This is a genomic window from Blautia sp. ZXY-1-B12 (assembly GCF_056339915.1).
Window position 1 is genome coordinate 1 of the sequence record NZ_JBWJVP010000053.1, and the last position, 3,056, is coordinate 3,056.

At 43.6% G+C, this 3,056-nt stretch carries 1 protein-coding gene and 2 pseudogenes; all 3 read right to left on the reverse strand.

Going from position 1 to position 3,056, the window contains the following annotated elements; all coding sequences use genetic code 11:
* Nucleotides 1-364: 364 nt before the first annotated feature.
* Nucleotides 365-1,207 carry a TPM domain-containing protein gene (locus AC075L_RS04195; protein WP_476387175.1) on the reverse strand — a complete coding sequence of 281 codons (843 nt, stop codon included), beginning with the start codon at nucleotides 1,205-1,207 and terminating at the stop codon, nucleotides 365-367.
* Between the two features lie 15 nt (nucleotides 1,208-1,222).
* Nucleotides 1,223-2,312 (reverse strand): annotated as a pseudogene (locus AC075L_RS04200) (TFIIB-type zinc ribbon-containing protein).
* Between the two features lie 24 nt (nucleotides 2,313-2,336).
* Nucleotides 2,337-3,056, reverse strand: a pseudogene (locus AC075L_RS04205) (SPFH domain-containing protein); the annotation flags it as partial.

Genomic DNA, 3,056 nt, shown 5'->3' on the forward strand with positions numbered 1-3,056 from the left:
TTTCAGCTTAATCCCTTTTTTTACCAGTTCTGACAAAAGAAACCGGTATTGCATAAAATTATCAACGTATTTTTTCATGTCCTCTCCATTATTTCTGTTTTTTATTTCATTTTATAATTCTTTTGTGCAGAAATCTGTTATCGTCAGGCGGATATTTGCAATCCGCTTCGCAGTTTATTTTCTTTTTGCCGGACAACTGTCTCTACACAAAACAAACCACCTTGTACTGTATCATATTCTCTGATGTCTTGCAACCGGTATCCGTAATTTTGCGCAAAATAAAATCCCAATCTTTCCTGTCATTTTATGGTTATCCCATAAAATAATATAAAAGATCAGGATTTTTATATGTCATGCCAGTCAGTTAAAATGATCCACTGGAACCCCCATGCGTCTCACCCGAAGAACTTGTATGGGTACTGCTTCCACCGCCACCGGAACTCTCTTCCTTCGGCTTCGCCGTACGTGTGACCTGATGATACAGAAATATATCCCGGCTTCTGTTAATATGAAGACTTCCGTCTTTCATATAATCTGCTGCATCCGGCTTCATATGTACAGTCTTCATCCGGCTTCTCATTACTCCGGTTACGATCAGCGCGATCACAAATCCGACCACAAGCGAAATGAGAAATATCATATAAAAAGGGATGGTTTCCTCCGGCAGATTTTCTACATCGTACGGTTCTCCGCTCTGTGCCTGAATGATAAATTCTTCGCACAGATCAGCAAACTTCATAAAGCCCTCATAATACTCACCATCGGATAAATATGACACAAAGTTATCCGTCATATATTCCTGTCCTGCATCAGTAAAAATCTGAATAGCCTCTCCATGTGTGGAGATACACCACTTACGTTCTGACATGGTTATCAAAAACAATATACCACTCTTGTCCTCTCCCATGCCATAGTCATTATAATCAAAGAAATCATCTGCATAATCCTGCGGAACTGCACCATCCAGAGCCTCCTCTGTGACAACCACAACATCACAGCCGTAGTCCTCGCTGACCTGATCCAGTTTCGCCTCCAGTTCTTCTTCCTGCCCATCATCTAACAGATCTGCAAAATCTGCCAGCCTTTCTGTATGCACTTCTTCTGCCGCATAAACATTTTCTGAAAATGCTTCCGTCACAAATCCTGTTGTACCTGATACAGTAAGGACAGAGGCCAGAAATACAGGTATGATCTTTTTCTTCAGCATATCTTTCGTCCTCCCCTAAAAAATCAGCAGTCCGGCAAGGCACAAAACAACCGTAAATACAGCGGTCAGTCCGGCAAGCCATTTCAAATAAATTCCCCTGTCAATCGGAAGGTCTCCTGTCATTTTTCCGGTTTGTCCGTTCATTGCAAATATATATTTCTTATCTTTCCATGTTGTATTCAGAATCCATACCGGATACAGTGCATACTGTGCTTTTCCGCCTGAAATATTTACGTTTGTATTTTCGGGAACAACAGAAGCATAACCCTTCACTGTATCTGCCAGTACTTCCTCTGCGCTCTTTTTCATACGGTCATGTGCCCTGTTGATGCTCTCTTTTTCACTGACATCATACTTATCTGCCAGATATCCTGAAAGATATGCGGTCTGAAAATCCACAGACTCTGAAATTTTAAATGGTTCAATGGATTCCATCAAATCATCTGCCATCTTTTCTGATCCATCTACAGGTACAGAAACGAATGTCATCTCTCCGCTTCGCTCCACAGAATAGTAGCTGGTCTCCGTATAATCATAATCATGGTCACTCCACATTCTTACCTTTGTCGCCTTATAACGCACATCAGCATCAACATCCCCGTCAAAAAGCCAGAACGGAACATACAGCCCCTTAATCTCATCAATATGATTTTCCCTGCGAAATGCTTTTGGCAAAAATGTTCTTCCCTTAATATGCCTGTAATATGCTTCTTTTGCCGCTTTCTTATCCAATTTGAACGGAATCACCAGAATCCGGCCTTAATGCACCTTTAAACTTCTCTGTCATAATTACGGGATTTCCACAATACGGACAATTTGATGCTCCTGTATTCTCATCTGCGATAATCTCACCACCACAGGACTGACAGGTATAGACATTCATTCCATCTGTCTCACCTTCCTGCCATTCTCCACCGGCATCTGTCTGCCATCCTGACAGATCATCCTGCTGTCCGGCTTCACGCTCCATCTGCGCATCCAGTTCTTTTAATGTCTCAAGTTCAAATTCTGTATCACAGTATGGACACTTCATTTTCTGGGACTTACTGTCAAATTCTATTGCACCGCCACAGGCAGGGCATTTATATTCTCTCAGATCAGACATAGACATTTCTCCCCCTGCTGTATTTTACTGTCTTGGCTTTCCACATTCTGCACAGAACTTTCCTGTATTTACCGCACCACAGCTACATGTCCACTTTCCGGTCGGTCTTGGGCTTCCGCATTCAGAACAGAATTTACCGGTATTTACTGCGCCGCAGCTGCATATCCACTCTTCCCGCTGCGGTTTCGGTTTACCACATTCAGAGCAGAATTTTCCTGTATTCTCTGCACCACATTCACATTTCCATGTTCCTGCCCCGGATGCCGGCTGCATATTCTGTGCTGCCTGTTGCTGTGCTGCCTGCTGCTGTGCCCCCATCTGATAGAGATTCTGCATATTCGCTCCACCTGCCTGGCCTGCCATGCCCATTCCCATAAATCCGGTCATAGCACCTGCAGTGTTGGAGGCTGCTGATTTCATTGCATCTGCCTGAGCACCGGCAAGTGTCGCTGCTGCCATAGTCGGATCTCTGAGAATGGCATTCTTCTGTGCATCTTTGATAAGCTGTGCATCCTCTTCCGGAAGAGTCACAGGATTCATGGCAATGGAAACAACCGCAAGACCTCTGGTCTGCTGCCATTTTTTCGTAAGGGCTTCATTCATGGCATCGCATAATTCCAGAACATGTCCCGGAATGGCACTTGGACGGATCTGAAGTTCTGAGATTTTTGCAAATGCAGGCTGAAGAGCACTTACAAATTCTGTCTTTAACTGAACTTCAATTTCTTCTCTGTCATACTGCTG

Excerpts from the sequence above, each read along its gene's own strand:
- AC075L_RS04195 (WP_476387175.1), bottom strand. The coding sequence starts at position 1,207 with ATGCTGAAGAAAAAGATCATACCTGTATTTCTGGCCTCTGTCCTTACT.